Source organism: Candidatus Edwardsbacteria bacterium RifOxyA12_full_54_48, assembly GCA_001777915.1.
Taxonomy (GTDB): Bacteria; Edwardsbacteria; AC1; order AC1; family EtOH8; genus UBA2226.
Map to the genome: position 1 here is coordinate 93,051 of MFFN01000002.1, position 24,974 is coordinate 118,024.

Here is a 24,974-nt window from a genome sequence, read left to right on the forward strand (position 1 = left end):
TGACAATTGGCACCCGTTTAGCTTGCCGGGAAGAATCCACAGGGTGACAAAAACAATGAAATTGATCCTTAAAGTAAAATCCTTTGTGCCTTTGTGTCTTTGTGCCTCTGTGTGAGGAAAAGCCGGGATTGCTTCGTTTGAAATTAAAAAAGTCTCCACGCAATGACGAAAGCCTCTCTCCTGACGGGGAGCGGCAGGGAGAGGGGCCAAACCTAAGGAGGGGAATATGGTGTCCGAAAAAAACAAGGCATATCCCAGGGGGCTGATATTCGCAGCCCTGATACTATTCATTGCCCTGGGCGCTGGCCTTTATTTTCTGCTTCATTCTCATGCCGAGGAGCACAAACGGGAGAAAATTGCCGAACTGCAGGCGGCCCTGGATTATAAAATGGCCCAGATCGACCACTGGATCAAGGCTCAATCTGCCAATGCCAGCCTTATATCCGACAGCCCGTTCCTGGGCCAGGCGGTGCAGCGATGGCGGGAGAACCCGGGCGATGTAAAACTGCGGGCGTCCATTCGATCGCGTCTCAATGGCTGGCAGGAACATTTCGGCTATTCCGACGTGCTGCTGGCAGATCAAAACGGAAACATCCTGCTGGAGGCCGATGGCACGGTGGACGTGCTGTCCCCGGAGACCAAGGCCTATCTGCAAAAGGCCCTGGCCGAGGGCAAGCACCTGTTGGCCGATTTCTATATGTGCACAGTCCATAATACGCCCCACATAGACGTCATCGCTCCGATCAACACCGGGGCCAGGGGAAAAGCGGGAAAATCGGCGGTAATTCTCCGGGTCTCTCCCGGGGATTATCTGTACCCCTTGATGAAGAACAATGCTTTTCAGGGCCTGACCTTCGAAACCCTTTTGATACGCCGGGACGGCGATTCGGTGCTGTTTTTGAACGATGTCCGGTTCGCCCAGGACGCCGCCCTAAAACTAAAGATCTCCCTGTCTGAAAAAGATGTCCCGGCGGTCAGGGCGGTGCTGGAGGGGAGGACGGTGGGTGAGGGAAGGGATTACCGGGGGCAAAAAGTGCTGGCTGTTACCGGAGCCCTGGCCCGATCCAGCTGGTTTATGGTGGCCAAAATTGACCTGCAGGAGGTCAATGACGCCAATCGGGCCAATGCCTTGATCTGGAGCCTGGCCGCCCTGCTGATCTTTGCCGGCTCCGTCTCGGTTCTGAGCATCTTATTCCTTAACCAGCGCAAGGATTATTTCAAAAAACTCTACGCCCTGGAGAATGAGCGGCAAGCCCTGGTAAAGCATTTCGATTATTTAACAAAATACGCCAACGACATCATTTTTTTGATCGACGATAGTCTCAAGGTGGCGGAGATAAACGACCGGGCGTTGGATATCTACGGCTACACCCGGGAAGAATTCATTGGAATGGAAGCCGATCGGTTGAGAGCCGACGACCAAAAAGCGCTGTTCAAAACACAAATGAGCCAACTGGTGCTTCAAAAAGGCCTGATCTACGAGACCATGCACCGGCGCCAGGACGGCACCACCTTCCCGGTGGAGATCAGCGCCCGGTCCATTGAAATAGAGGGCAAAAAATACCTGCAGGCCATCGTCCGGGACATTACCGAGCGCCGGCTATTCGAGCAGAAGATTCAGGAACGCAACGAGGAACTGGAGTCCGCCAACCAGGAACTGCTGGCCGCCGAGGAAGAACTGAGGCAGAGCAACGAAAAGCTGGAGAGCAATTATGCCGAGCTGGAGTCGGCCAATGTGGAACTCAAGTCCGCCGAGGAGGGACTTCAGCACAATCTGGAAGAAATCCAAATAACCAAAAAGCGCTATACCGAGCTGTTCCAGGGCATCAACAGCGGGGTGGCGGTTTACCGGGCGGTGGACGACGGAAACGATTTCGTGTTCGTGGATTTCAACCGGGCCGGGCAGAGGATAGAGAAAACATCGGCCGACCAGGTGATCGGCCGGAAAGTGACCGAGGTCTTTCCGGGAATAAAACCCATGGGGCTGCTGGAGGTGTTCCAGCGGGTGTGGCGGACCGGGAAAGCGGAGCAGCACCCGGTGTCGGTTTACCAGGATGAACACCTGACCGGCTGGAGGGAGAATTATGTTTACAAACTGCCGGACGGGGAGGTGGTATCCATCTACGATGACATGACCGAGATCAAGCAGGTCGAAGAATCATTAAAAGCCTCGGAAACCCGCTACCGCCGGCTGTTTGAATCGGCTAAGGACGGGATATTGATCCTGAACGCCGATAGCGGCATCATCGATGACGCCAACCCCTTCATCAAGGACCTGCTGGGGTATCCCCGCGAGGAACTGATCGGCAAGGAACTTTGGGAGATCGGCCTGTTCCGGGACATCGTGGCCAGCCGCGACAGCTTCATGGAACTGCAGAAAAAGGGGTACGTCCGGTACGAGGACCTGCCGCTGGTGACCAAGAACGGCCTGAAGAAAGAGGTGGAATTTGTCAGCAATGTTTATCCGGTGGGCGACCACAATGTGGTTCAGTGCAACATCCGGGACATCACCCAGCGCAAACTGGCCGAGGTTAAGCTGCGGGAAAGCGAAATAAGTTATCGGACCTTGGCCGATTCCGGCCAAGCTCTGGTCTGGACCGCCGGAACCGACAAGTTATGCAACTATTTCAATAAAGTCTGGCTGAAGTTCACCGGCCGCCCATTGGAACAGGAGCTGGGCAACGGCTGGGCCGAAGGAGTGCATCCGGATGATCTGCAGTATTGCCTGGAAATATATACCAACGCCTTTGACCGGCGGGAACCCTTCAGCATGGAATACCGCCTGCGCCGCCACGATGGGGAATACCGCTGGTTGCGGGATGATGGGAGCCCGCGTTATAACGGCGCCGGCGAGTTTGTCGGGTATATCGGCCATTGTTTGGACATCACCGGGCACAAGCAGGCGGAGGAACAGATCAAGGACTCCCTGAAAGAGAAAGAAATCCTGCTCAAGGAGATCCACCACCGGGTGAAAAACAACCTGCAGATAATAGTCAGTCTGCTGAACCTGCAGACCGGATACGTGGAGGATCCGCGTTATAAGAAGATGTTCCTGGAGAGCCAGAACCGGGTGCGCTCCATGGCCCTGGTCCATGAAAAACTTTACCAGTCCAAGGGCCTGGCCGGCATAGATTTTTCCGAATACGTCAAGGGCCTTATGCACGAACTGTATCTTTCCTACGGGATTACCCAGGGCGATGTGGAACTGACGACTGATATCATGGAAGACAAAATACCGGTGGACATAGCCATCCCCTGCGGGCTGATCGTAAACGAGCTGGCCACCAACAGTATCAAGTACGCCTTTAAGGACCCCCAGAGAAAAGGCAAAATAAAAATATCCTTCAAAAAGGATGCTGCCGGCATATGCACCCTGGAGATGAGCGACAACGGCCCGGGGATCAGCGAAGAGGTGGTCCTTAAAAACTCACCCACCCTTGGTCTGCAACTGGTGGATTCACTGGCGGGCCAGCTGGATGCCGAGATCAAGATGACCAACGATGGCGGGACCAGGGTGACCATAAAATTTAAGGCATAAAAGCGGTATGCGTATTTAGCATACAGTATACAGGAGACAGGGGACAGTGGTCAGTAGGGGCGGAGATTGAATAGTTTGAAGGGTCAAGAATATATTTAATGTAGGGGCGGAGCATGATCCGCCCAGGGCATGCATACCTTGTCACACTGAGAAGACCGGCTTGCCCGGCAGATTGAATGTGTTCCTGGGTTTCGGTCATAGAATAATATTTAAGATTGTCACCCGTTCAACATGGCGGGCGGGAAGAGACCTCAGGGTGACACGACAGGCACGTCATCCTGCAATGACCCCGGTTTTCACAATGGAAGGATCTGCGCCGAATGCTTTCTGTCATCCTGAGAAGACTTTTATGTTTGCTGGGCGTAGGATGACAATTGTCACCCGTTCGGCCTGCTATGCGGGGAGAGACCTCAGAGCCTGCACTGAGGTTGGCAAAAATAAAACTTTCGAAGTGGTGATGATAACGTTAAAATAAAACCCTCTGTGCCTTAGTGCCTTTGGGGCAAGTAAAGCCTGGATTCCTGCTCCCCGCCTTCGCGAGGACAAGCTTCGCAGGAATGACCTATGGTGTATTTAATTTCATAATAATCAACACCATAATCTGAAGATGAAAAATATAATCAAAAATGTTTTGCGCCGGATAAAACCGGCCAAGATCAAGAACCGGGTCCAATACATGGACCACAAGACCACCATCCTGATAATGCGCTGGCTGATAGTGCTGCTGGTGATCCTGCTGGCCGGGTTCAGCGAGGGGGGGCTGAACTTCGGCAGCAAGAATTACCTGCTGGCCATATTCTTCTTCGTTTCAAACCTGATCCTGACCTTCGTCCCGGCCCGGCTGTTCGAGAAGCAGTGGCTCAACTATGTGATATTCCTCTCCGACATCTGCTTCGTCTCGGCCTCGGTCTACTTTGCCGAGGGTATCAACACCGATTTCTATCTGATCTACTTCCTCAGCATCTTCATGTCCAGCGTGGGACAGAACGTCAAGGGCACCATCCCGGTGGCTTTTGTGGCCTCGATCTTTTACGGCTGGCTGGTGTATCACAACTCCGGATCGGAAGTGTTCTCCACCCCGTCGTTCTGGATCCGTCTGCCGTTCTTCTTTCTGGTGGCCCTGTTCAGCAGTTACTGGGCCAGCCAGGCGGCGGGGGAGCGCAAGCAGAAGGAGGAGGAGGAGAGGATCAATCAACGCCTGAAAAGGGAGATAGAGCTGGCCACCGATGAGATCGTCAAGACCAACCAGAGCCTGAAATATTACAAGGAATACAGCGAAAACATCATGGCCAGCATCAACAGCGGGGTGATAGTGGTGAATGTGGACGGCACCGTCACCACCTTCAACCGGGGGGCCAGCGACATCTTTCATCTGATATCGGCCGCGGTGATGGGAAAACCCCTGAACGAATTCCCCCGCTTTAAAACCATCAACGATCTGCTGCAAAGAACCATGGAGACCGGGAAAAGCGTCCACCGCAACGAAATGACCATCACCACCTTCAGCGACCAGCAGATCACCATCGGGATCTCCACCTCGCTGCTGCACACCCAGACCGCCAGGACCAACGGCGCCATCGCCATCTTCAGCGACCTGACCAGGACCAAGTCGCTGGAGGAGAGGGTCAAGCACTCCGAGAAGCTGGCCATCCTGGGCGAGATGGCGGCGGTGATGGCCCACGAGATAAGAAATCCATTGAACTCCATTGCCGGTTTCTCCCAGCTGCTGCAGTCCCGGGTGGGGGAGGACGACAAGAACCGCAAGTATGTGGACATCATAGTAAACGAGGCCTTCCGGGTGGACACCCTGATATCGGACATCCTGGACTTCGCCCACCAGAAGAAGACCATCTGGTCCGAGGTGAATCTGGCTTCGCTGATAGATAAAGTGATGGACGCCAAAAAGGCCAAGGCGGCGGAAAAGAACATCCAGCTGGTCAAAAATATTGCCGGGGCCCTGCCGGCCATACAGGGCGATGCGGTCAGGCTGGAAAGGGTGATCCTCAATCTGACCAATAACGCCATCGAGGCCATCAATGACGGCGGCCGGATCGAGATAGCGGCGGCCGAAAAGAACAACTCTGACGGCCTGGGGGTCGAACTGACCGTATCCGACGACGGCTGCGGCATACCGCCGGAGAATCTGGGCGCCATATTCAAGCCGTTCTTCACCACCAAGCAGGCCGGCACCGGTTTGGGGATGGCCATCATCCAAAAAATCATAGAAGAGCATCAGGGGACCATAAACGTGGAAAGCGAGATAGGCCGGGGAACAAAGTTCACCATCTTTCTGCCGCTGAACAAGCAGTTGGATACAGCCGAGGCAACGCCAAAATAATTTTAATTTCGGCGTTCAATTGGCCAATAATCCATATTGTCATGCCCGTGAAGACGGGTATCCAGAAAAAACCTGGATTCCAGCCGGAAGCCTGCCCTGAGTAAGGCATGCAAGCCCTGCTGGCTCAGGGTTTATGCTGAATGCAATGAAGTGCTGAAATGACAGGTGGGGCAAATGAAAAGCCAAAAAGCGCGTCATCCTGAGGACGGCATTCCTCAGTACAGGCTCCTGTCGGGCAGGCTGTCTGGCTCAGAATGACGAAAGCAAAACCCTTTGTGCCTTTGTGTATTTGAGTGAGGGAAAAAGTCTGGATTCCCGGTCAGGCCGGGAATGACATATGACAATATTTGATCATTGAAGTAATAAACATATAAAGGAGCGGACATGAAAAAGATCTTAGTGGCGGACGACGAGGCCAATATCCGGCTGCTGTTGGAGGAGGTGCTGGGCGAGGAGGGCTACCAGGTCACCACCGTGGCCACCGGCCGGGAGGCCCTTCGGAGGATATTAAAAGAACAGTTCGACCTGCTGATATTCGACATCAAAATGCCGGAGATGAACGGCCTGGAGGTGGTGGAGAAGATCCGGGAGCTTAAAAAGACCACTCCGGTCATAATCTGTTCGGCCTACAAGCATCTGCAGGACGATTATGTGGTGGGAACCTCCGATATCGCCGCCTATATCACCAAACCGGTCAACCTGGCCGAGCTGAGGGAGAAGGTTAAAACGGTACTGGACGGCGGAAACCCGGCTTGATAAAATTTAGAGAACTCTATTCATTTTATTCTATAAGGAAGCCAGGAATTGCAGGAATCAATAGGGGTTTCCCTGGTTTATGGTATTCGTGGTTTTATGGATTCCTGATAAAAAACGCAACTTAGATACTGCCCCCAGTAACAACTGAACAACCTATAACTCAATAAAAGTGATCTATGGATGAGATGAAAAAAATACTGGTGGCCGATGACGATAACAACGTTCTGTTCCTGATCACGGAACTGCTGACCCGTCAGAACTACCAGGTTTATCAGGCCGTCAACGGCGACCAGGCCCTCCGGGAGGCCGGGTCGCTCCACCCCGACCTGATGGTGCTGGATATAATGATGCCGGGGATAGACGGCATAGAGGTCTGCCGCCGGGTCAAGGCCTCCCCGGACACCAGGGATATCAAGGTCATAATGCTGACCGCCAAGACCAGCGGAAGGGACATCGAAGCGGGACTGGCGGCCGGGGCCGACCATTATCTGACCAAACCCTTCCGGATAAACGAACTGACCAATAAGATAAAAGAGCTTATCGGTTGAACCGGATGTTTGGAGTTTCACTCCGGATATGGGATGTCACCATTGGCGAAAGGGGGGAGATGGGGCCGGGCGGCAACGCCCGGCTGTTGTTATTTATCTTGATATTTATCGGTGGAATTGATATCCTTGTCATTTGAAAGGTGATTGACAATGCAATCAAACATACCTGAATGATCGATCCCAAACATCCTTTGGATCATGCCCGAGTGGTCCACATCATGCTGAATCGCGGCCAGGTTTTGTCCCTGGTGGGCCAGAATGAGCGGGCGCTGGCCGACTTTCAGAGGGGCTTGCTGATATCCGGGGTGATCCAGGACAAGAAATGCCAGGCGGACTGCCATCTGCAGTCAAGCGATATCTATGGTTCCGTGAACAGATATGCAGATATGCTGGACTCGGCGGAGAAATCCCTTTTATTATACCAATCGGTTGATGATGAAAAGGGCCAGTCGGAAAGCCTTACCAATATCGGCCATGTGCACAATAGCCTGGGGGATTATTCCTCGGGGCTGGAATTTTATGAAAGATCCCTGAATATCCAGAAAACAAATGATGATCAAACCGGACAGGCCAACAGCCTGAACAATATCGGCACCATCTACAACAAGCTGGGCGATTATGCCCGGGCCCTGGAATGCCACGCCAGCTCATTGAAGATACGGGAAGAGGCCGGCGATCTTAAGGGACAGGCCAACAGCCTGAACAATATCGGTTCGGTGCATTATAGCCGCGGGGATTATGCCCGGGCCCTGGAGCATCATCCCAGATCATTGAGGATCCGGGAGGTGATCGGCGACCGGAAGGGTCAGGCCTTGAGCTTGAACAATGTCGGCACCATCTATGACAAACTTGGCAATTACCCCCAGGCCCTGGAGCATTACGGCAAAGCAATGAAGATCCAGGAGGAGGTGGGCGACCGGGAGGGCCAGGCCCGCAGCCTGAACAACATCGGCGCGGTGCATTCCATCCTGGGCAATTACCCCCGGGCCCTGGATTGCCATGGCCAGGCCCTGAAAATACGCCAGGAGATAGGGGACCGCCAGGGATATGCCGTCAGCCTTAACAACCTCGGCACGGTGCAGTACAAACTCGGCGCTCATGTTCCGGCCCTGGAATATTACGGCCGATCACTCCGGATCCGGGAGGAGATAAAGGACCGGCGGGGCCAGGCGATAATTCTCAATAACATCGGCCGGGTCTGCCTGGAACAAGGCCGATTTAGGGAGGCCCGGGAACATCTGACCCGGAGCGAAAAGCTGGCCCGGGAGATAAAGGTGAATGATATCTCGCGAAGGGTCTGTCTTTCATTGGCCGAGCTGGAGATCTGGGAGGGATCGGCTCCCGCTAAGGCCGCGGATCTTGCCGAAACCGCACTGCAACTGGCCGGGGAATTGAATTCCCAGGACGGCAAAGCCGAGGCGCTTCTATTGCAGGCCAGAATAGAAAAGAATGATGATAAATTCATCGAGGCCGCAGCAATATTCGACGGACTGAACCAGCCGATGGAAACCGCCCGGGCCTGTTTTTATCATGGACAGGCCATGGGAAAGCCCGACAGGGTGATGGAAGCCCGGAATATATTCCAGCGGCTGGGCCTAAAGAACTGGGTGGAGAGGATCGATCGTTTGAAGATCGTCCGCTGATGGTTTGCCCGGTTGCGAGGACATGGCCCAGCCGCCCTTTCATCAAGCTTGAAATACGGCCAGGGTTTTGTTATAATATGACCAAATTTGAAATCCCGGATGGATATTATGTGCCCTGTAGCTCAGTTGGAAAGCAGCATCGGGGAGGAGAGTGGACACTATATGGACACCAAGTCCAAAATGCATAAAAAGATAATTCACATAACCCCATGAACCACAAAGTGTGCCCCTGTAGCTCAGATGGATAGAGCAACGGTTTCCTAAACCGTGTGTCGGCCGTTCGAATCGGCCCAGGGGTACCATTTTATTTGCCGGTTGCTCTGTTCGATTGATATGGATAGAGCACCCCGATAAATCGGGGGTGTCGGCGTTCTCCTCCTGCTGTCGTGAAATGTGCCCAGCGGCGGCGGACCAGCCGTCGCACGACTGTAAAGAGTTGCTGCCGGCGGGGAATCGGCCCAGGGGTACCATTTTATTTGCCATTTAGATCTACTTTCCCACGAAACACACGAAACGGCTCGAAATAGGTTTCAGGGTTTGTGCCCACGCTTGTCCGTCTCTGGCGGGAAACACACGGGAGACAGGCAAACCTGCTGATTGCAGCAAAATACCGCATACGGTATCCATTTGCCTTGCTTACCACAATATTTGGTGTCACCTGTTGAGATTATGAAATTAAATTTCACCCATTCTTAACTTGACAAACCGCATAAAAAGTGGCATAATAAACTTCGAAAAAACAAATCTATAATAATGAACAAGGAGTTTCGGAAATGAAAAGAACATTGTTGGCTTTGATCTTAGTGCTGGCGGCGGTCTCGGTCAATGCCCAGGTGGTGATCAACGAGGTGCAGTATGATCCGATCGGTGGCGGCACCGACACCAAGACCGAATGGATAGAGCTTTACAACCCAACCGGTGATGACGTAGATCTTACTGGCTGGATCATGTGTGATAACACGGATAGCATCGGGGAGGCATTTCCCAGCACAGTGCTGGCGGCCGGGGAGTATCTGGTGCTGGCGGCCGTGGTTGACAGCTTCCACCTGAACTTCCCGGCGGTCCCTGCCATACAGTGGCCGGATAGCAGCTTCGGCGCGGGGCTGGCCAACGGCGCCGACATGCTGATCATATTGAATGCCGCCGACAGTGTGATCGACCAGATGAACTGGGGAACACCCACCCTTACCTGGGCCAGTTGGATCAGGTTCGGCGGCTGGAATCCCGGGTGCATAGATGCGGCAGCCGGCCACTCGATCGGACGGAGTCCCAACGGGGTTGATACCGACCTGGCGGTCGATTGGGCCGACATGGTGGTGCCCACCCCGGGGGCCACCAACGGCGGGGCGGTGGTCTATACCCCGCATACCATCTATGACATTCAGAACGGCGGCGCCCTGACCGATTCGGCAGTGAGCGTAGTGGGCATCGTCACTTCCAAGAACTATGTTGATTTCGACGGGTTCATGCTGGCCGAAGCCTCAGGCCCCTGGCACGGCATAGTGGTCTATTCCAACGCCAACGTGGTGGTCGGAGATTCGGTCATCATCACCGGCACGGTCACCGAATACAACGGGCTGACGGAACTTTCCGCTTCCCAGGTGACGGTGCGCGGCACCGGAACCGTCCCGGCAATTACCAACCTATCGCTGGCCGACGTCAAGACTGGCTCGCCCACGGCGGAATCCTATGAAGGGACGCTGGTGCGCGTTCCCAAGGCTCTGGCCTGCGACACCACCTGGATGAGCCCCACCTACGGCGAGTGGGCCGTCTGCATCGGCCCCGACACCCTGCGGATCGACAACTCCAGCAATTCCAACGGCATCTACTATGCCAAGCCCAATTTCGGGGTGGACAGCGTCACCGTCACCGGGGTGATGACATACAGTTTCAGCCATTTCAAGCTGCTGCCCAGGGATTCGGCTGATGTCATCAACCACGGTCCGACCGGGGTTGCCGGCCAGCCGCCGATTGCCAAGCCGGTCTTCAGCCTGATGCCCTGCTCGCCCAACCCGGCCGGCCGCGAGGCCCGGTTCTCCTTCAGCCTGGCCAATCAGGGCAGGGTCGACCTGTCGGTGTTCAACGTGCTGGGGCAGAAGGTGGCCACCGTCTTCAGCGGCCAGATGTCGGCCGGACAGCACAGCCTGGCCTGGAACCTGAAGGGGCAAAATGGCCAGCAGCTTTCCAACGGGGTCTATTTCTATAATTTGAGCGACGGCAGCCGCAGTTCCACCCGCAGAATGCTGATTCTAAAATAAGCCGTATTGCGATAGAAAAGAGGAGAGAAACCATTAGGCTCTCCTCTTTTTTATGTATATTGACAGGGGTGCTTTTATAGGTTATCATCTATAAATTATATTATGACCAAAGCGCTTAAAAAAATATCCCGTCTCTCCCCCTGGCTGTTCCTGCTGCCGGCCCTGGTGATCGTCGCGACATTCCGGATGGCGCCCATGCTGTACGCCCTGTGGATGAGCCTGTTCGACTGGGGTTTGGCCGGGGCCAGGAAATTTCTGGGGCTGGGGAATTATATCTATCTGTTCAGCGACAGCCGGTTCGGCCAGAGCCTTTTGAACACCCTGTTCTACGTGCTGGGGGTGGTTCCGGCCAGCCTGTTCATAGCCCTTTTCATTGCCGTCCTGATAAACCAGAAAATAAAAGCCACCGCCCTGTACCGGACGGCCCTGTTCCTGCCGGTGATAACCTCCACCGTGGCCATCTCCCTGGTCTGGAAATGGATATTCAATCCCAGATTGGGCCTGGCCAACCAGGTGTTATCCTTCATAGGGATCAAACCTTCCCTATGGCTGGAGGAGCCGGCCGGAATAATGAACATCCTGCTGGGCCCTTTGGGGGTCAACCTGCCGGGGATCCTGGCCGGCCCCAGTCTGGCCCTGGTCGCCATCATAATAATGAGCATCTGGCATTCCCTGGGATACAACATTATCATCTTTCTGGCCGGGTTGCAGTCCATTCCCGAACATTACTACGAGGCGGCCTCGCTGGACGGGGCGGGGAAGTGGGCCTCGTTCCGCCATGTAACCTGGCCCATGCTCTCTCCCACCACTTTCTATGTGCTGCTGATGAGCACCATCACCTCTTTCCAGGTCTTCATCCAGATCTACGCCATGCAGGGGCCGGTGGGGGGGAACCCGCTGGGCACCACCCGCACCCTGGTCTATTACCTCTATGAAAAGGGCTTCTCCGACTGGCAGATGGGCTACGCCAACGCGGTGGCTTTCGTGCTTTTCCTGATCATCCTGGCCCTGACCATCATCCAGCGGAAAGTGCTGGAATCGAAAGTGCATTATCAATAAAGCCTGCCAGCCGGTATGCGCATATGGCATGCCGGAGACGGTATGTTTTCTCCTACTTCAGTGATTTATTGAAAAAACTAAAGCCGATCAATCTGCCGGGCCAAAATGATCGGCCGGGATCTGGGGGCGATCGGCGGCATCGGACAGTGGATAAAAGGACAGGCCACTAATAAAGGATCCTGATATTTCGCATTCAGATCAATAGACATCAGCTGGAGCGCCCCAGGACTTCTCTTTGTTACTTTCTTTTGGTCACAAGAGAAAGTAAGGAGAAATGGGTTTTCCTCACTTGCTGGACATCGTTGCTTTCTCGCGACGTGTCGGCGTAAAAATAAATTTATTAGCATATAAAAAGTGAATAGGACCAAAGTCAAAATAATCATCTATATCCTGCTGACCGTCATTTCGCTGGTGATGATCTTTCCCTTCGTCTGGATGATCCTGACCTCGCTCAAGACCCAGCCGGAATCCCTGCTGATACCGCCGCGGATATTCCCGGCCCGGCCCCAGCTGGTGAATTACCTGGAGGTGTGGCGCCAGATACCGTTATTGCGGTATTTCCTGAACACCATCATCATGACGGTGCTGACCCTGGCCGGGGTGCTGGCCACCTCCACCCTGGCGGCCTTCTCCTTCTCATTCAAAAATTTCAAGGGGAGGGATCTGACCTTTCTGGCCCTGCTGGGGATGATGATGATCCCCCAGCCGGTGTATCTGGTGCCGGCCTATGTGATCCTGGCCAAGCTGAGGTGGCTGGACACTTTTTACGCCCTGATCGTCCCCTGGACGGTGAACATCTTCTCCATCTTTCTGGTGCGGCAGCATTTCAAGAGCGTGCCCTGGAGCCTCTATGAAGCTTCCAAGATGGACGGGGCCAATGATCTTAAATTCATCTGGCACATCCTGCTGCCGATCTCCAAGCCGGTGCTGGTGACCATCAGCCTGTTCTCCATCATCGGCAGTTGGAACAGCTTCTTGTGGCCGCTGATCGTGACCAACAGCGAAAGCATGCGGCCCCTGCAGGTGGGGCTGGCCTATTTCTCGCAGGAACAGGGATCGATGTGGCCCCTGCTGATGGCCGCCTCCACCATGATCATCCTGCCGCTGGTGATCTTCTATATCTTCGCTCAGAAACAGATCAACCAGAGTTTCGTCTCCAGCGGGCTGAAAGAGTAAGCCGTTGCCCGCGAAATACACGAAAATATATTATACGAGTTTCCTGAATTCACCGCTGGTCTGCATAAATTATGCGACAAAGATACCCGATCATTCCCTTCTCTTGCCAAGAGAAGGGTGGGGTTGAGGTACCAGTCATTAATCAATCACTGCCGATAATATGAACAAATATATATTCCCGATACTACTGCTGATGCTGGCGTTGGCAGGATGTCAGCCGCGATCATCCGACCAGGTGGTGATGTGGCATGTGATGGGCGGGCCGCTGGGCAAGACTTTGGACTCGATGGTGGCCGATTTCTCCAAAGAAAATCCCGGCCGGAAGATAGACCCCATCAGCATGGGAAGTTATACCGCCCTGTCCCAGAAGCTGATGGCCTCGGTGGCGGCCGGCAACGAACCGTTGCTGGCCCAGTCGTACGAGGCCTGGACCAGCCAGCTGCTGGAAAAGGATGCGGTAAAGCCTTTCGGTGATTACATTGCCGAAATGGGAGATACCAGTTATCTGTCCGACTTTTTCCCGGTGATGCTGGCCGAATGCTCCCGGAACGGAAAACTTACCAGTATGCCATTCAACAAAAGCGTCCCGGTGTATTATTATAATAAGGATCTGTTTGCAAAAGCCGGGCTGGATCCGGAAAAATTCCCGGCCACCTGGGACCAATTCATAGAAGCCGCCAAAAAACTCACCCTGGACAGCAACCAGGACGGCACCCCGGAACAGTGGGGCACCGCTTTCACCACCGGTGCGGCCTGGATGTTCCAGTGTCTGGTGCTGCAGAACGGGGGGGAGATATTCTCGCCCGATGGGAAAAAAGTGGTGTTCGACAGTCCGGAGGGGATCGAAGCCCTGCAATACCTGGTGGATCTGGTATATAAACATAAGGTGGCCTTCCTGACCACCGGATACGAACATCAGAACGACTTTTTGTCCGGCCGGGTGGCTATGATCCAAAGTTCCTCGGCCTCTTTGGCTTATATGGCATTGCAGAAGATACCCTTTAATATGGGGATAGCCCCTTTGCCGATGAAAAAGAGGCCGGCGGTGGTGCTATCCGGCACCAATATAATCATGTTTCGCAAGCCCAGGGAAGATTTGATGGCCCGCGGTTGGGAGTTGGTCCAATGGATGATGGAGCCAAAAAATACCGCCCGCTGGTCGGCCGAGACCAGCTATCTGCCGGTCAGAAGATCCGCCCTGAATGAGAAAAGTTTGAAAGAGAAATTTGCCCGATACCCCGGGCTGGAGAACGCCTACCGGCAATTGGAATATGCCCATCCCGAGCCCAACGAGGTGGTCTGGAACATCGGCCGCTCCATAATGGATGAGGATGGCCTGCAGCCGGCTCTGAAGGGATTCAAAACTCCGGCCCAGGCCCTGCACAAGGCGGCCAAAAAAATAAACCTGCAACAGGGGGGGGAAGCCGGCAGTCCCTGGATGGCACTGATCCTGCTGATAGTCATTGTGGCTTTGTCGGCGCTGGGCTTGATCGCTAAATTTCGCAAGCCCAAACATGAATAAAAGCATACCATTATATGCTTGCGCGCTATTTTTGTGCCTGGTATTATTTTTGGCGGGGAAAGCCATGCATCCGCATCATTACCGGCACATCATCAAGATAGCCATTAACGCAATCTCAATTATTCTGGTCTTTGCCTGTACAATTTCATTCAGCAGAAATGTTAATAAAATTTCTTACGGCAATTATATCGCATTGTATTTAATCGTTTTCATGGCTTCCTGGTTATGTTTTTTTTCCAGCAGGCTGACCCCAACCGGCATCAATTATATTTATGATTATAACGCATCGGTACCAGCGTTGCTCTTGCTTTTGGGTTCATGGGCTACAATATATATAGGTTTTCGGGGTTTTGAAATAATAAGGGTCCAGCAGCGGACAGAATACAAGGTACTGGGTTATTTGTTATCGGCCTTTTTTTTAGCGGTTTCGGCCGCGATCGCTTGGCTATTCGGGCCAATAATATTCACCGTTGATTGGTTCCGCTGGTTATGATACGGAAATTTCACAGGCCAGAAAATTAAAAAAATATTATTATAAATCAGGAAGGGAAACAACATGGCCTTAACTAAGACCTGGCAAAGAGCGCTGCTGACCCTGCCGCTGCTGTTTTTGATGGCCGCCGGATCGGGAGCCACTTTGCTGATGGAGGAGAACTTCAATTATTCAACCGGCCAGCTGCTGACAGCCAGCGGTGGCAGTTGGATAAACTTTTCCGGCCTGGGGTCCAATCCGATACTGGTCTCCAGCGGCAGTTTGACCTACGCCGGCTATACCTCGTCGGGCATAGGCAATAAGATCGACATCATCAACACCACGGCAACCGCCGAGGACGACGGCCGCGCCTTCAGCCAGAACCAGCCGGTCGGCACGACCGTGTATTTTTCGTTCCTGCTCAACCTGACCGATACCGCCGGCCTGGCGGCCAGCAGCAGCACCACCGGGGATTACTTCGCGTCACTGGTGCCGGTAAGCAGCATCTCATATATCGGCCGGGTGTCCATCCGAAAGGGCGCGGCGGCCAACAGCTACAATCTGGGCCTGCGGTCGTCGACCACCAATGCGGCGGCCGTCTGGGCCTCGGCCGATCTGGCACCCGGAACAACCTATCTGGTTTTGGTGCGCTACCAGATGATAACCGGCAGCGCCAACGATGACGCCGCCCTGTTCATCAATCCCTCCCTGGCCGGAGCGGAGCCGGCGCCGGACATCACCCAGATCTCGGCTTCGACCAGCGAGCCGGACAGCATCGGACGGATCGCCATCCGGCAGGGCAATGCCGGCACGCCCAACGCTTCGATCGACGGAATACGCGCCGCCAACACCTGGGATGACATCAGGGGCGTCTTGCCGGTAAACCCGGAGGTGCTTTCCGTCAGTCCCGTGAACAATGCCTCCAACGTCAATACCCAAGCGGTGATCTCGGTGACCTTCGACCGGCTGATGGACGCAGCCACCCTGGATACCGCCAGCTTCGCGGTGGCGGGCCTGAAACAGGCGCGCTATTACCCGGATTCCATCCGCCCGGCGGCCAATAGCGCCGCCTATACCTTTTATGTCCAAGACAGCCTGCGCAAAAGTGACACCGTCACGGTGACCCTGACCACGGCCATCGCCGACACCGGCGGGAACCATCTTCTATCCCCCTATGTTTGGACCTTCCATACGGTTTTGCCGGATACCGCCGCCCCTCGGATAATCAGCACTGCCCCGGCCGAGGGGCAGATCAATGTCCAGGTCAATTCTTCGGTGGAGATCAATTTCAGCGAGGCCCTGCTGCCGTCCACCGTCGACACCGCTGCCTTCAGGCTGACCGGACGCCGCATAGCCAGCTATGGAATAATGGCCCCGGTGCTTTCCAACGGAAACACCCGGGTCACCGTTCAGCCGTCCGACAGCTTTGCCTACGGCGACACGGTGACGGTGGAGGTCAGGAGCACACTGGCCGACTCCGCCGGCAACCCGGCCGTCGGCGACACCTTCTCCTTTCAGACCAGGAGAAATGCCAACCTGACCATATTCGACATCCAGTACACCAGCGATCCCTCGGGCAATTCGCCCTACAGCGGGCAGAACATCACCGTCAGCGGGGTGGTCACCGGTGTGGTGCGGGTGGGCAACAGCAAGGGGATGTATTTCATCCAGGACGGCACCGGCCCCTGGAACGGGGTCTACTGCTACGACCGGGACCGTTTCCCCGAGGAGGGTGATTCGGTGCTGGTCAGCGGCACGGTCATCGAATATTTCGGACTGACAGAGATCTCGCCGGTCAGCGGCTTCCAGCTGCTCAAGAAAGGCACCCTGGTGCCGGAGCCGGTGGTCCTGCCCACCGACAGTTTCTCCAGCAACAATCCCAATGCCGAGGCCTACGAGGGGGTGCTGGTGGCCACCAACCGGGTGAGTGTCACCAGCCTGCCCAACAGCTATTTTGAATGGAATGTCACCGACGGCAGCGGCCCCTGCATCATGGACGATTTCCTTGATTCTCTTTCTCACATGGGCTATACCCCGGCCATCGGCGACAGCCTGATCCGGGTACAGGGCATCCTGCATGCCTCTTTCGGCTGGAAGATCGAGCATCGCTTCCCCCGGGATATCGTACAATTCAAGCCGGTTAAGATGCTTTCCTCGCTGCCGGCCCAGGGCAACATCAATGTTCCCACCCAGGTGGGCATCCGGTTGAATTTCGACAAGCCGCTGGATCCGGCCACGGTAGTTGCCGCAAACTTTTCGGTTAACGGAAGCAGTTCGGCGGCCCATGATCTCTCCTTAAGTTACAACAGCGCCGATTATTCCATCAGGCTAATCCCCACGGCCGCCTTCTCGGCGGGTGAGACGGTATCGGTCTGGATAGCGCATTCCCTGCGCGACACTCTGGGCTATTATCTGGACGGCGATCAGAACGGTATTGCCTCCAATGACAGCCTGGACGATATCCGCTTCAGTTTTGTCACCCTTCTCAACCCCACCAGGATCTCCCAGGTGCAAAAACCGGGCGCTGACGGTTTCACCCCGCTATTGGAAGGGCAGACGGTGACGGTGGAGGGGATAGTCAGCGGCCCGGACATGTATTTCACCAGCTCCACCGCCAGCACCGCCAGCTGGTATCTGGACGACGGCACCGGCGGAGTGAATGTTTACGGCGGCACCAAGGGCCAGTTCGTGCTGGGCCGCCGGGCGGTGGTCACCGGCCGGGTGACGGAATACAACGGGGTCACCGAGGTGGCCAGCACCGCAGCCCAGATCGCAATGTGGGACTGGGCCGACCAGCCGGCCACCCCCCGGGCCATGGTCTACAACCAGCTGCTGGGCGAGAGCATCGAGGGCCACTTGGCCTCGGTGGAGGGCACCATCAGCGGCATCCCGGCCTATGCCGGAGGCGGATATAATATGGTGGTCCGCAACGGCAACGCCCCCCTGGCGGTCCGGATCGCCGAGATCAGCGGATTTGACATGAGCCCGATGACCTACGGCGCCAAGGTCAGGGTTACCGGGATAGTCTCGCAATACGACAAGGAGTCCCCTTACAACAGCGGCTACCAGCTGGTTCCCAGGTTCGCCCAGGATTATTATTACAACGGGGTGCTGTATCCGCCCGACATCGAGATCCTGGTTGATTCCACCGCGGCTTCGGCTTCCTCCCAGATCGTTTCGGTCAAGCCCAACCCGTTCTCGCCGGAATGGGGGGAGGTGGGGGTCATCGAAATCAACGCCCCGGATACCGATCACCTGACTCTGCGGATATACGATCTGAAGGGACGGCTGGTGAAGACCTGCCTGAACAATGTCCCCGGCGGGCATCAATACTATTACTGGAACGGGACCGATAATTCCAACCGCCGGGCCGACATCGGTATGTATATCGCCCACCTGAGAAGCGTCACCGCCCAAGGGGCCATCTCCGACAAAACCAAGATAGTCGTGCTGGGCACGCCATTGAAATGAAGGATGCAGATATGAAAAAGATTCTTTCGCTGACATTTATCCTGGCCCTGGCCCTGGGAACCGCCCGGGCGGCTTTCGAGGACTGGCAGGTGGGCATTCGGCCAGTCGGCATGGCAGGGGCCTATACCGCAGTGGCCGATGACATAGACGCCGTGAGGTGGAACCCGGCCGGGCTGTCCAGCCTGGACTCATGGCAGGCCTCGGTCTATGCCAAGCGGCTGTGGGGGGTGGCCGGCCTTACCAACCAGACGGCCAGCATCGGCCGCAGCTTCGGCCAATGGGGCGGGGCGGCCATTTCGGCCCAGCAGGTGGGATGCGACCTGGAGACCGACCAGACGGTGACCCTGTCCCACGGCTTCGACCTCAACAGCCAGCTGGCCTTCGGGTATAATTTCAATTTCTACCGGCTGTGGCAGGACCGCTTCGGCTCGGCCATGACCGTGGGGATCGACATCGGCCTGCTGGCCAAAGTTTACCGCAGCTGGAGGATCGGCTGCTTCGGGCATAACCTTAACCATCCCAGCCTGGGGAAATCATACCAATACGACCTTCCCAGCGGAGTGAGCATCGGGCTTTCCTATGCCCCGTTAAGCGGGGTGCTGGCCTCGGTCGAGGCCGGGAAGGATGCCGGCAAGATTACCAGGTACAAGGTGGGATCCGAATATGAACTGTGGCAGGACAAACTGGCCCTGCGGGCCGGCATTCTCAATGAAGGCCAGCTGACCCTTTATTCCATGGGACTGGGGGTGAAGGCCAGGGGGATACTGGTGGGTTATGCCTTCGAGGGCGGCCACCAGGCCCTGTCCGGGACCCATCAGTTCGCCCTGGGCTATAAGTGGTGATATCTATGAAATTAAATTATAAAATGATAATTTTCATTTTGCTGGCGGTGCCGGTTCTGATATGCTCCGCCCCTGCCCAGCAGGTGGATTTTTATCAGGAAACGCAGGTCAATATTTTGCCGGATGACACCCTGGCGGCGGCCTCCGGGGCACAGCTGGACCTGAACCGGGCCACCCGGGAAGAGATATTGGGCCTGCAGGGCATTCCGCCAAAGCTGGCCGAGGACATCCACACCTACCGCTTTGAGCGCGGGGCCTTCACCAGTTTCTACCAGTTGATGGAGGTTCCCGGGATGACCCCGGCCGAGCTTAAAAAACTACGCCAGCAGGTGGCCGTATTTCCCTCCTCTGATACCTCCAAGGTCACCAGATATATCGCCGAATTACAAGATAGGCTGGCCTCCGAGGAATCGCCGGGCTACGGGGCCGTCAACGAGTGGGAGGAGCTGCTGCTCCATCCCATGGACATCAACCGGGCCTCCATCGACCAGCTGCTGACCCTGCAGAATGTGTCGCCCATCGACGCGGCCGCCGTGGCCAGGCATATCAAATACTCCGGCCGGATCAAGGACTGGCGGACCCTGCAGCGCAACATAGACGGTCTGTCCCATTACGGCTTCACCAATATGAGGAACTATGTGACCGTCTCGCCCCCAGAGGAAAATTTTTATTTTGACGGCAATTACCGGGTCCGGCTGACCTCGGACGACCGGCTCGATCCGGGCGACGAGGATGACTTCCGCTACCAGGCGGCCTCGCTGAATTCCGCCCTGCTGGCCTTCGTCCCCGGCTCCGCCATTTATGATACCGTGACCACCGACAAGATCTTAAGCCAGCACGGCTGGACCGAGCCGGAGATAGCCCAGCTGAAAAGCCGGCTGCAATCCGAGTACGACCAGCTGAGATATGCCCGGAACGATCTGGCGGTACAGCACCGCTTGAGGATGGACCTGGGCGGGGATTTCAAGCTGGGGTATTATCATCAAAAAGAACCCTACGAGACCGAGGGCTTCACCAAGGCCTATGTTGCCCTGTATGACATGGCGCCAATAGACAAGCTTTTCCTGGGCAACTACCGTCTGACCTTCGGGCAGGGGCTGGCCATGGATAACCGCTGGTCGGCCGACGAATCCATGGTGCGGCGTTTCTCCCGCGGAGCCGGGGTTTTCGGAGACATCACTTCCAACGAGGAATTCGCCCTGCGGGGCGCCGCGCTTCAGTCCAGCCTCTGGAACATCACGCCCTCCGTTTTCTTTTCCTCCGACCAGAAGGACGGGATACTGAACCGGGACGGCACGGTCAACACCTATTTCTCCCCGTCCCCCCGCTACCCCTGGTACCGGGACGTGTTCAACGAAAAGACCTACGGGATGAACCTGAACTGGGACCTCTCCGGCGCCATGTCCCTGCCGGTGGGCACCAGCCTGGGCTTTACCGCCTTTGAATGCAAGTACGACAAGCCCTTCCGGCCCGACCCCTATGAGCTGGACCTGCCGGGGGACGTGAACGACCTGTCGGATCCCAATTTCACCCAGCTGTGGTCGGGAAACGTTCGGGGCGTAAAATCCGGCAATTTCCGGACGGTGGTGGACAATCTTTCGGTGGAGGGGGAGCTGGCCCATCTTAACGGTGGCGGTTGGGCCTATCTGTGGAAGACCCATCTGCAATACGAGACCCTGTACCTGCTGCTGCTGCGCCGCCATTACGACGTGGACTACGATAATCCCTATTCCCGCGGTTTTTCCGAGCAGACCAAGTTCGACGACACCATCCTGGAGAAGGAATACCGCCTGATCGACCCGGTCTACAAACAACTGGTCAACTATCCGGCGCCCAAGGCCGAGGACGGCACCTATATCGAGACCCGGTGGCAGATCAGCCGCCAGTTCACCATAACCCGGGCCTATATAGACTTCTGGAGAAACCTGGCCTACGGGCTGGATAATGTCCGTTTCCAGGGCGAGCTGGAATACCGTCCGGTTTTTCCCCTGCGCTTCAGGCTGAAACAGAAATACCAGACCAAATACCTGCCCAAGAGCGCCGAGGCCACCAGATCCAACACCCGGGAGACCACCCTGCGAACCTTCTGCACCCTGACCGACCGCGATTATTTCAACGTGGAGCTGCGCTACGGCGAGGTCCGGCTGACCCCCTCGACATTGTACGGCAGCAACACCCTGATGAGCGGGGTCTATGTGGCGTCGAACTGGCAGCATAATTTCTCCCCCAACTGGGACCTCAAGGCCGGGATCGCCAGCTGGAGGACCGATGCCATGTCCCAGTGGATATTCGAGGACGCCGGAATAGACTTCCTGGACGGCGACGGTACGAAATATTTCATATCGGTGTCCGACCGGCTCTCCGACAATCTCCAGGCCCGGCTCAGACTGCGGGGCAAGGATAGCCGGTATAACTTCAACAACATCTACGGCCCGGATTATGCCTATTATTACACCGAATCGCCGGCCGAGGCGGTGCAGGATTTCACCGACCGGCGCGACCTGTGGAAGGTGGACCTGCAGCTGGATTTCAGATGGTAACCGGAAAATATAAAAGAAATCATCCAAAGGAGATATAGATGAAAACAAGAGGAAGAATAAAGCTGCTGCTGGCGTTAAGTTTTTTCACCGCATTGGGCAGCGCCCGGGCCGGGCTGTTGGAATACACCCCCTATGGGTCGCCGGCGTCAAGTTATAACGCCCTGGGAACAGCTCTGAACCTAAAGGGGGTAGCCCTTCCCGGACAGGGGCTGCTGGCCAATCCGGCGCTGATGGCCGAGACCGACGGTCTGGAGGCCCAGCTTACCGCCGGCATCAACTGGCGGCGGGAATACCGTTCCATCGAGGTGTTCGACTCCTACGCCAATTCGGTCGGCCTTAGGACCACGGCCATCAATGATCAGACCGATTACAACCTCCAGGGTGCAGAGGTATCGTATGCCGCCAAATTCAGACAATTTCCCAAGACGGCTTTGGGTTTCGGCATCAGCCGGGAATACGATTTCAACTACCGGTTAAAGGCGGAGGAGCGTGATGCCTTTTATTACCTGACCAGCCTGTATGAGCAGGTCCAGGAGGGAGCAGTTTACGGATACAGCGGGGCCCTGGCGGTGAAACTGCTTTCCTTTTTTTCCGCCGGGCTGGGGTTGACCAGGCTGTCGGGTGATCCCAAACTCACCATCACCGAAAATTTTGAAGACCCGACATACACCGACATCGCCATTGGTTATCAGCATAATTACCAAGGCTACCGTTTTTCGGCCGGGGCTTTTGGACAGTTGACCCCGCGGATCAACCTGGGGATAAGCTGGAAAAGCAGCGCCCGGGTGGAGGGCCTATTGTCCTACAGCGATAACGACACTTCCATCAGCCAGACCCAGAGGGTGGGGCTGCCCAGCAGTTACGCCATGGGTGCAACCTACCGGCCGTCCAACGAATTTCCGGCCACCGTCAGCCTGGAATATGAGCATACTCCCTGGCAGAATCTGGAGGATAACCTGTTCTCCTACGAACCGCTGGTCCCGGTGAACAAGTATAGCTTTGGAATATCCCACCGCATGAAAAACAATCTGCCCCTTTATTTTGGAGTGTCCTTTGCCAACTCATATCGTTCATCGTCCATCGGGCTGGCCCGGGCCGGGTTCGGCACCGAGATATCCGTCTCCCAGGTCAGGACCGGGATCTCGGCCGGAGTGGGGCGCCGGACCTATAATTACGGCCAGGCCTTCGGCACCTCCAGCGGAACCACGGTTTCCGAGACCATGGCCGACCTGATGTTAACCTTTTCGCTGAAGTAAGATTATGTTCAAGAACCTCAAACTTATATTTGCGTCCCTGACCTTTCTGATAGCTGGGACCGCCCAGGCCAAGGAATGGCAGCACCTGATAATTCTGCACACCAACGACATCCACGGCCACCTGCCCCAGGAGGAGGCCTGGTGGATCAACCCGAACTTTCCGCCCCCCATCGGCAATGCCGCGGCGGTGGCCACCATCATCAAGGAGGAGCGGCAGCGGGCCGAGCAGAACGGCTGGGGTTTTCTGCTGGTGGAGGGCGGGGATATCTTCCAGGGGACGCCGCTGGGAGAGTTCACCAAGGGCCAGGCGGTGATAGATTTCATGAACCTGATGGGCTATGATGCTATGACGGTGGGCAACCACGATTACGACAAGGGGCAGGAGGTGCTGCTGGACCTGATCGCCGGAGCCGGATTCCCGGTGCTGGGCGCCAATGTGGTGGATTCTTCCAGCGGCCGGACCGTCGACTATCTCAGGCCCTACGTCATCCTGGAACGGGGCGGATTGAGGATCGGCCTCTTCGGCCTGCTGACCCACTACATGAGGGGCATGTCTACCCCGGAGCATGTCCGGGGCTTGGATTTTGCCAAGGAGTCGGCCACCGCCAAGCAGATGGTGGATTCCCTCAAGGCCCAAGATGTCGACCTGATCATCGGTCTGCTGCACACCGGCTTCCGGCACGACAAGGCCATCGCCGACACCGTGGCCGGCATCGACGTGATCATCGGATCACACAGCCATACCGGGCTGCGAACCGCCTACGAGGACCCCAGGCATCACACCATCATCGTCCAGACCTTCGGGCATCTGACCACCATCGGGAAACTGGACCTGATGATAGACCCGGACACCAAGCGGATCGTGGGATACAACAGCGAACTGAAGGAACTGTTCACCGAGGCGGTCCCCCAGGATACCATGGTGGACCGGATAGTGTCCGAAAGTGCGGCCCGGGCCGAAAAGGGGTTTGACGAATCACTGGGAGAGGCTCTGGTGGACATAAAACGCGGCGGGGGCGATAAGGAGAGCTCCATCGGGAACTTTGTATGCGATGCCATGATGGACGCTACCGGAGCCGACATCGCTTTCCAGAATTCGGCCGGCATCAAGGCCGACATCATGAAGGGCGAGATAACCTACCGCAACATCTACAAGGTGGACGCCTTCGGCAATTACCTGGTGACCATGGATATGACCGGCAGCCAGGTGATAAGGGTTTGCGAGACTAGCGTGCTGGGCTACCATGCCATCTTCCAGGTGGGGGGTCTGCAGATGACCTACGACACCAAAAAACCGGTCTGGAAAAGGGTGGTCGGGGTTGCCGTAAACGGCCAGCCCATCGACACCGCCAAGGTCTACAAAGTGGTCACCAATAATTTCCTGGGGGCCGGCGGCGGCAATTACAAGATCTTTCAGGAGGGGGGCAATCGTTCGGATACCTATATCCAGCTGAGACAGGCCATGGTCGACTATGTCAAGAAAAGATCGCCCATAGAGGCCAGGATCGAGGGCCGGATAAGAAAAGCGGAAGGAGGCGGAGAGTTGCTCAAATGA

15 protein-coding genes and 1 tRNA gene are annotated in these 24,974 nt (G+C 55.8%); all 16 read left to right on the forward strand.

From position 1 onward, the window contains the following. Positions 1-226 precede the first annotated feature (226 nt). The 16 genes from A2273_06355 to A2273_06430 all read left to right on the forward strand — a co-directional run bounded on the left by A2273_06355 (position 227) and on the right by A2273_06430 (position 24,974). Complete coding sequence (locus tag A2273_06355) at positions 227-3,538, forward strand: hypothetical protein (GenBank protein ID OGF08558.1); 3,312 nt, start codon at positions 227-229, stop codon at positions 3,536-3,538. Positions 3,539-4,145: 607 nt separating this feature from the next. Next, positions 4,146-5,876, forward strand: coding sequence for a hypothetical protein (locus tag A2273_06360; protein ID OGF08559.1), 1,731 nt, complete (start codon positions 4,146-4,148; stop codon positions 5,874-5,876). A gap of 384 nt (positions 5,877-6,260) precedes the next feature. Beyond that, positions 6,261-6,632, forward strand: coding sequence for a hypothetical protein (locus A2273_06365; GenBank protein OGF08560.1), 372 nt, complete (start codon positions 6,261-6,263; stop codon positions 6,630-6,632). A 176-nt stretch (positions 6,633-6,808) separates the two neighbouring features. After that, positions 6,809-7,180, forward strand: a complete 372-nt coding sequence (locus A2273_06370; protein OGF08561.1) for a hypothetical protein — start codon at positions 6,809-6,811, stop codon at positions 7,178-7,180. A gap of 170 nt (positions 7,181-7,350) precedes the next feature. Further along, positions 7,351-8,823 (forward strand): hypothetical protein, encoded by a 1,473-nt coding sequence (locus A2273_06375; protein OGF08562.1) that lies wholly within the window; start codon positions 7,351-7,353, stop codon positions 8,821-8,823. A 225-nt stretch (positions 8,824-9,048) separates the two neighbouring features. Next, positions 9,049-9,125 (forward strand) — tRNA-Arg (locus tag A2273_06380). A gap of 471 nt (positions 9,126-9,596) precedes the next feature. Beyond that, positions 9,597-11,081 (forward strand): hypothetical protein, encoded by a 1,485-nt coding sequence (locus tag A2273_06385; protein ID OGF08563.1) that lies wholly within the window; start codon positions 9,597-9,599, stop codon positions 11,079-11,081. Positions 11,082-11,183: 102 nt separating this feature from the next. Next, the gene (locus A2273_06390) at positions 11,184-12,140 is read left to right on the forward strand and encodes a hypothetical protein (GenBank protein OGF08564.1); all 957 of its coding nucleotides are present in this window, start codon (positions 11,184-11,186) and stop codon (positions 12,138-12,140) included. 414 nt (positions 12,141-12,554) lie between these two features. Further along, on the forward strand, positions 12,555-13,316 hold the full coding sequence (locus A2273_06395; GenBank protein ID OGF08745.1) for a hypothetical protein: 762 nt from the start codon (positions 12,555-12,557) through the stop codon (positions 13,314-13,316). A gap of 160 nt (positions 13,317-13,476) precedes the next feature. Beyond that, complete coding sequence (locus tag A2273_06400) at positions 13,477-14,838, forward strand: hypothetical protein (GenBank protein ID OGF08565.1); 1,362 nt, start codon at positions 13,477-13,479, stop codon at positions 14,836-14,838. Continuing rightward, positions 14,831-15,331 carry a hypothetical protein gene (locus A2273_06405; GenBank protein ID OGF08566.1) on the forward strand — a complete coding sequence of 167 codons (501 nt, stop codon included), beginning with the start codon at positions 14,831-14,833 and terminating at the stop codon, positions 15,329-15,331. The genes A2273_06400 and A2273_06405 overlap by 8 nt, the downstream gene beginning before the upstream one ends. A gap of 63 nt (positions 15,332-15,394) precedes the next feature. Further along, on the forward strand, positions 15,395-18,781 hold the full coding sequence (locus A2273_06410) for a hypothetical protein (protein OGF08567.1): 3,387 nt from the start codon (positions 15,395-15,397) through the stop codon (positions 18,779-18,781). Between the two features lie 11 nt (positions 18,782-18,792). After that, positions 18,793-19,623, forward strand: coding sequence for a hypothetical protein (locus tag A2273_06415; GenBank protein OGF08568.1), 831 nt, complete (start codon positions 18,793-18,795; stop codon positions 19,621-19,623). A 5-nt stretch (positions 19,624-19,628) separates the two neighbouring features. Continuing rightward, positions 19,629-22,163 carry a hypothetical protein gene (locus A2273_06420; protein ID OGF08569.1) on the forward strand — a complete coding sequence of 845 codons (2,535 nt, stop codon included), beginning with the start codon at positions 19,629-19,631 and terminating at the stop codon, positions 22,161-22,163. Between the two features lie 38 nt (positions 22,164-22,201). Next, complete coding sequence (locus A2273_06425; protein ID OGF08570.1) at positions 22,202-23,419, forward strand: hypothetical protein; 1,218 nt, start codon at positions 22,202-22,204, stop codon at positions 23,417-23,419. A gap of 4 nt (positions 23,420-23,423) precedes the next feature. Continuing rightward, a complete protein-coding gene (locus A2273_06430; GenBank protein OGF08571.1) occupies positions 23,424-24,974 on the forward strand; it encodes a hypothetical protein in 1,551 nt (516 codons plus the stop codon).